We start from the raw sequence: 6304 nt of genomic DNA on the forward strand, positions 1-6304 counted from the left end.
GCTGCCGCGTCAGTCCGGCGCACGCCCGAGCACGACACGCGCGAAGAATCCCGCGAGCACCGACTCGGCCACCTCGGCCGGCACGTGCTGCGGATCGGCCGCGTAATACGACTGCACGCCGTCGCACAGGCACATCAGCCCGAACGCGAGCGTCTCCGCCGGCAACAGCAGCGGCGTGCCGGAACGCTCGGAGAAGCGCCGGATGAATTCGGCCATCTGCACGCGCTTGGCGTGCAGGAACTGGTTGAAGCGCACGCGGAACTTCGCGTCGCGCGCGGCCTGCAGCTTCGCCTCGCCCCACAGCAACGAGAATTCGTCGTCGGCGAACAGCGTGCGGTAATGCGCGAGCGTCATCGATTCCATCTGTTCGCGCGACCCGCCCTCGTCGAAGATCGCCTGGAAATCGGCCTGCACCTGCGCATGGTTGCGCTCCAGCAACTCCAGCAGGAGTTCCGACTTGCTGCGGAAATTCGAGTAGAACGCGCCGCGCGTATAGCCGGCCGCAGCCGCGATGTCCTCGACGCTCGCGGCCACAAAACCTTTCTTCAGAAAAATGCGATGCGCGGCATTCAGCAGACGTTCGCGCGTCTGATCCCTGCTCTGCTCGCGGGTTAAGCGCTGTGGTTTCATGGCGCGCAGTCTAGCATCGATTCCCTTTCAAATTCATCTTTGCACTCAGATACAGGTGTGTATTAGAATTCGCCACAGTTTCTGAAAATGCTGTCCGCGCGCCCCTGTCGGCGCCGCTCGGGGCAAGCGCGCGCCGCGCTTGCCGGCTTCGTTCCGCTCTCGCTCTCACCTCACTTGGGGGTTTCGTGAATCGCTCCGGTTCCCGCGCCGTGCTGCTGATCGGCACCGCGCTCGTCCTCACCGCCTGTCATCCAAAAGAATCCGCGCCGCCCGCCCCGCGCCCCGTCGTCGCACTGCCCGCCCATGCCGACGACGCCGCGGTCGCCCGCACGCTCCCCGGCGAGATCCAGCCGCGTTATGCCACCCCTCTGTCGTTCCGCATCGCCGGCAAGATCATCGAGCGCAAGGTGCGCCTCGGCGATACGGTCAAGGTCGGCCAGGTCGTCGCGCTGCTCGATCCGTCCGACGTCGAGAAGAACGCCGCGAGCGCACAGGCGCAACTCGACGCCGCGACGCACAGCCTCGCGTTCGCGAAGCAGCAGCTCGACCGCGACCGCGCACAGGCGCGCGAAAACCTGATCGCGACCGCCCAGCTCGAACAGACCGAGAACAGCTACACGTCGGCGCTCGCGCAGCGCGACCAGGCGCAGCAGCAGCTCGCGCTCGCCCGGAACCAGCTTCGCTACGCGACGCTCGTCGCCGATCACGCGGGCTACATCACCGCCGAACAGGCCGACACCGGCCAGAACGTGTCGGCCGGCCAGCCCGTCTACCAGCTCGCGTGGTCCGGCGACGTCGACGTCGTCAGCGACGTGCCCGAAGCCGCGCTTGCATCGCTCACGCCCGGCCACGCGGCCAGCGTCACGCTGCCGTCGCTGCCCGGTCGCCAGTTCGCGGCGAAGGTGCGCGAAATCGCGCCGGCCGCCGATCCGCAAAGCCGCACGTATCGCGTGAAGCTCACGCTCGCCGCGCCCGATCCGGCGATCCGGCTCGGGATGACGGCCAGCGTCGCGTTCGACGGCGCACCGGCCGCCGGCGACGCGCCGTCGATCACGCTGCCCGCGACCGCGCTGTTCCACGACGGCGCGCAGCCGGCCGTGTGGGTCGTGCGCACGAAGGACGACACGCTCGAGCTGCGCCGCGTCGACGTCGCGCGCTTCAACGAGCGCACGGTGACGGTGTCGCACGGGCTGCAGCCCGGCGAGCGCGTCGTGTTGCAGGGCGTGCACACGGTCAGCGCGGGCGAGAAGGTACGCGCGATCGCGCCGCTGCATCCGGAGGACTTCGCATCGTGAGCGTTTCGTACGAAGAAGGCCGCTTCAATCTCTCCGCGTGGGCGCTGCGCCACCAGGCGCTGGTCGTCTACCTGATCGCGCTCGCGACGCTCGCGGGCATCCTCGCGTACACGCGGCTCGCGCAGTCCGAAGACCCGCCGTTCACGTTCCGCGTGATGGTGATCCGCACGTTCTGGCCCGGCGCGACCGCGCGGCAGGTGCAGGAACAGGTGACCGACCGGATCGGCCGCAAGCTGCAGGAAACGCCGGCCATCGACTTCCTGCGCAGCTATTCGCGCCCCGGAGAATCGCTGATCTTCTTCACGATGAAGGATTCGGCGCCCGTGAAGGACGTGCCCGAGACCTGGTACCAGATCCGCAAGAAGGTCGGCGACATCGGCTATACGCTGCCGCCCGGCGTGCAGGGCCCGTTCTTCAACGACGAATTCGGCGACGTCTACACCAACATCTGGACGCTCGAGGGCGACGGCTTCACGCCCGCGCAACTGCACGACTACGCCGATCAGTTGCGCACCGTGCTGCTGCGCGTGCCGGGCGTCGGCAAGGTCGACTATTTCGGCGACCCTGACCAGCGGATCTTCATCGAGGTGAACAACGCGCAGCTCACGCGCCTCGGCATCTCGCCGCAGCAGCTCGGCCAGGCCATCAACGCGCAGAACGACATCTCGTCGGCCGGCGTGCTGACGACCGCCGACGATCGCGTGTTCGTGCGCCCGAGCGGCCAGTTCGACAACGTCGATGCGATCGCCGATACGCTGATCCGCATCAACGGCCGCACGTTCCGGCTCGGCGATCTCGCGACCGTGAAGCGCGGCTACGACGACCCGGTCGTCACGCAGATGCGCGCGGGCGGCTCAGGTGCGGCCGGCTCAGGCGCAGCCGGCAAGGCCGTGCTCGGCATCGGCGTGACGATGCAGCCGGGCGGCGACGTGATCCGGCTCGGCAAGGCGCTCGACGCCGAATCGAAGGACCTGCAGGCGCAACTGCCGGCCGGCCTCAAGCTGGTCGAGGTGTCGAGCATGCCGCACGCGGTCGCGCATTCGGTCGACGATTTCCTCGAAGCCGTCGCCGAAGCCGTCGCGATCGTGCTGGTCGTGAGCCTCGTGTCGCTCGGCCTGCGCACCGGGATGGTGGTCGTGATCTCGATTCCGGTCGTGCTCGCGGTCACCGCCCTCTTCATGTACCTGTTCGACATCGGGCTGCACAAGGTGTCGCTCGGCACGCTCGTGCTCGCGCTCGGGCTGCTCGTCGACGACGCGATCATCGCGGTCGAGATGATGGCCGTGAAGCTCGAACAGGGCTACACCCGCGCACGCGCCGCCGCGTTCGCCTATACGAGCACCGCGTTCCCGATGCTGACCGGCACGCTCGTCACCGTGTCGGGCTTCCTGCCGATCGCGCTCGCGAAATCGAGCACCGGCGAATACACGCGCTCGATCTTCGAGGTGTCGGCCATCGCGCTGATCGCGTCGTGGTTCGCGGCCGTCGTGCTGATTCCGCTGCTCGGCTACCACATGCTGCCCGAGCGCAAGCGGCACGCGCACGAGGCGCACCTGCCCGACGATCACGAGCACGACATCTACGACACGCGCTTCTACCGCCGCCTGCGCGGCTGGATCGACTGGTGCATCGAGCGGCGCTTCGTCGTGCTGCTGATCACGGGCGCCCTGTTCGTCGTGGCAATGATGGGCTTTTCGCTCGTGCCGCAACAGTTCTTCCCGAGTTCCGATCGCCCCGAGCTGCTCGTCGACCTGCGGCTGCCCGAAGGTGCGTCGTTCGCGGCGACGCTGCGCGAGACCGAGCGCCTCGAGAAAGTGATCGACAAGCGCCCCGAGATCGATCATTCGGTGAGCTTCGTCGGCAGCGGCGCACCGCGCTTCTACCTCCCGCTCGACCAGCAGCTTCAGTTGCCGAACTTCGCGCAGTTCGTGATCACCGCGAAATCGGTGAAGGATCGCGAGAAGCTCGCGACCTGGCTCGAAACCACGCTGCGCGAACAGTTCCCGGCCGTGCGCTGGCGGCTGTCGCGGCTCGAGAACGGCCCGCCGGTCGGCTACCCGGTGCAGTTCCGCGTGAGCGGCGACAGCATCGCGACGGTCCGCTCGATCGCCGAGAAGGTCGCGGCGACGATGCGCGGCGACGCGCGCACGGTCAACGTGCAGTTCGACTGGGACGAGCCGGCCGAGCGCTCGGTGCGCTTCGAGATCGACCAGAAGAAGGCGCGCGAACTGAACGTCACGTCGCAGGACGTCTCGAGCTTCCTCGCGATGACGCTGTCCGGCACGACCGTCACGCAGTACCGCGAACGCGACAAGCTGATCGCGGTCGACCTGCGCGCGCCGAAGGCCGATCGCGTCGACCCCGCGAAGCTCGCCGGCCTCGCGCTGCCGACCCCGAACGGCCCGGTGCCGCTCGGCTCGCTCGGCCGCTTCAAGCCGACGCTCGAATACGGCGTCGTGTGGGAGCGCGATCGCCAGCCGACCATCACCGTGCAGTCGGACGTACGCGCCGGCGCGCAGGGCATCGACGTCACGCATGCGGTCGACGCGAAGCTGAACGCATTGCGCGCGCAGTTGCCGGTCGGCTACCAGATCAACATCGGCGGGTCGGTCGAGGAAAGCGCGAAGGCGCAGAAATCGATCAATGCGCAGATGCCGCTGATGGCGATCGCCGTGTTCACGCTGCTGATGATCCAGCTGCAGAGCTTCTCGCGCGTGCTGATGGTCGTGCTGACCGCGCCGCTCGGGCTGATCGGCGTGGTCGCCACGCTGCTGATGTTCGGCCAGCCGTTCGGCTTCGTCGCGATGCTCGGCGTGATCGCGATGTTCGGGATCATCATGCGCAACTCGGTGATCCTCGTCGACCAGATCGAACAGGACATCGCCGCCGGCCACGGCCGCGTCGACGCGATCATCGGCGCGACCGTGCGGCGGTTCCGCCCGATCACGCTGACGGCCGCGGCCGCCGTGCTCGCGCTGATCCCGCTGTTGCGCTCGAACTTCTTCGGGCCGATGGCGACCGCGCTGATGGGCGGCATCACGAGCGCGACCGTGCTGACGCTGTTCTACCTGCCCGCGCTGTATGCGACGTGGTTCCGCGTGAAGCGCGACGAACGCGACCCGCAGAACGGCCCGCCGTCCGGCGGCAGCATGCCGGCCGCGCCGTCGGGAGCCTGACCATGGATCGATCGATGAACCTGAAAACGAAAGCCGTGCGGGCCCTCGCCGTGGCGAGCCTCGCCGGCCCGCTCGCGGGCTGCGCCTGGTTCGCGCCGAGCGGCGATCCGCCCGCGATGCCGTCGCCCGCGCACTACGGCACCACACCGCAAGTGCAGCAGACCGTGTCCGCGCAAGGCGTCGCGCAGCAGTTCGAGGTCGGCGCGCAGCCGGTGCCCGACTGGTGGAAGCAGTACCGCTCCGATGCGCTGAACGCACTCGTCGACGAAGGGCTGCGCAACAGCCCGACGCTCAGTGCGGCATCGCACTCGCTGGATGCCGCACGCGAACAGCTGCGCGGGCAGATCGGCAGCTCGATGCTGCCGTCGATCGACGCGAGCGGCCAGGCCGCGCGCCAGCGCGCGCTCGGCGTGCCGATTCCCGCGCTCGGCGCGCCGACGCTGCTGTACGACACGTTCGTCGGCCAGTTGCAGGCGAGCTACACGATCGACCTGTTCGGCGCGTCGCGTTTCGCGAACCGCGCGCTGGCGCGACGCGTCGACGTCAGCGCGTTCCAGCTCGAATCCGCGCGGCGCGCGCTGGCCGCGAACATCGTCACCGCGTCGATCACGGTATCGGTGCTGAATGCGCAGATCGACACGACCGAGCGGCTCGTCGCCCTCGCCAACGACCAGGCGCACGATGCCGAACGCCGCTACGCACTCGGTTCCGCCTCGCGCAGCGACGCGCTGAACGCCCGGCAAAGCGCCGACACGTTCGCGGCGAGCCTGCCCGCGCTGCGCCAGCAGCGCGACTCGGCCCGCCATGCGCTCGCGGTGCTGGTCGGCCGCACGCCCGACCGGCCGCCGGCCGATCTCACGCTCGCCGATCTGCACCTGCCCGAACAGGTGCCCGTCGTCGTGCCGTCGGACCTGCTGCAAAGCCGCCCGGACATCCAGGCCGCCGACGCGGGGCTGAAGGCGGCCGCGGCCGAAGTCGGCCTCGCGACCGCGCAGATGTTCCCGCAGCTGTCGCTGTCGGCCGCGATGGGCAAAGGCGGCTTCAGCTGGCCGGCGATGCTGTCGGGCGCCGGCGCGATCTGGAACGTCGGCGCGTCGCTGAGCCAGCCGATCTTCCACGGCGGCGCGCTGCTCGCCCAGCGCCGCGCGGCGAAAGCGACTTACGAGGCCGCCGTCGACCAGTACAAGCAGGCCGTGCTCGGCG

The 6304-nt window shown here is 69.0% G+C and carries 4 protein-coding genes; 3 read left to right on the forward strand and 1 reads right to left on the reverse strand.

Annotated elements, in window-relative coordinates:
• Positions 1–9 precede the first annotated feature (9 nt).
• The gene (locus ABY44_RS27420) at positions 10–630 is read right to left on the reverse strand and encodes a TetR/AcrR family transcriptional regulator (RefSeq protein WP_027787313.1); all 621 of its coding nucleotides are present in this window, start codon (positions 628–630) and stop codon (positions 10–12) included.
• 185 nt (positions 631–815) lie between these two features.
• On the opposite strand from ABY44_RS27420, the gene ABY44_RS27425 reads away from it, so the two are divergent.
• From ABY44_RS27425 to ABY44_RS27435, 3 genes are all read left to right on the forward strand, one after another.
• Positions 816–1925 (forward strand): efflux RND transporter periplasmic adaptor subunit, encoded by a 1110-nt coding sequence (locus ABY44_RS27425; RefSeq protein WP_060174535.1) that lies wholly within the window; start codon positions 816–818, stop codon positions 1923–1925.
• Positions 1922–5101: an efflux RND transporter permease subunit gene (locus ABY44_RS27430; RefSeq protein ID WP_060174536.1), complete on the forward strand. Its 3180-nt coding sequence runs from the start codon at positions 1922–1924 to the stop codon at positions 5099–5101. Before ABY44_RS27425 ends, ABY44_RS27430 begins: the two co-directional genes overlap by 4 nt.
• Before the next feature lie 2 nt (positions 5102–5103).
• Positions 5104–6304, forward strand: a 1201-nt coding sequence (locus ABY44_RS27435) for an efflux transporter outer membrane subunit (RefSeq protein WP_431642740.1), incomplete at its 3' end; no start/stop codon positions are given.

The organism is Burkholderia sp. ZZQ-2, assembly GCF_050768715.1.
GTDB lineage: Bacteria > Pseudomonadota > Gammaproteobacteria > Burkholderiales > Burkholderiaceae > Burkholderia > Burkholderia cepacia.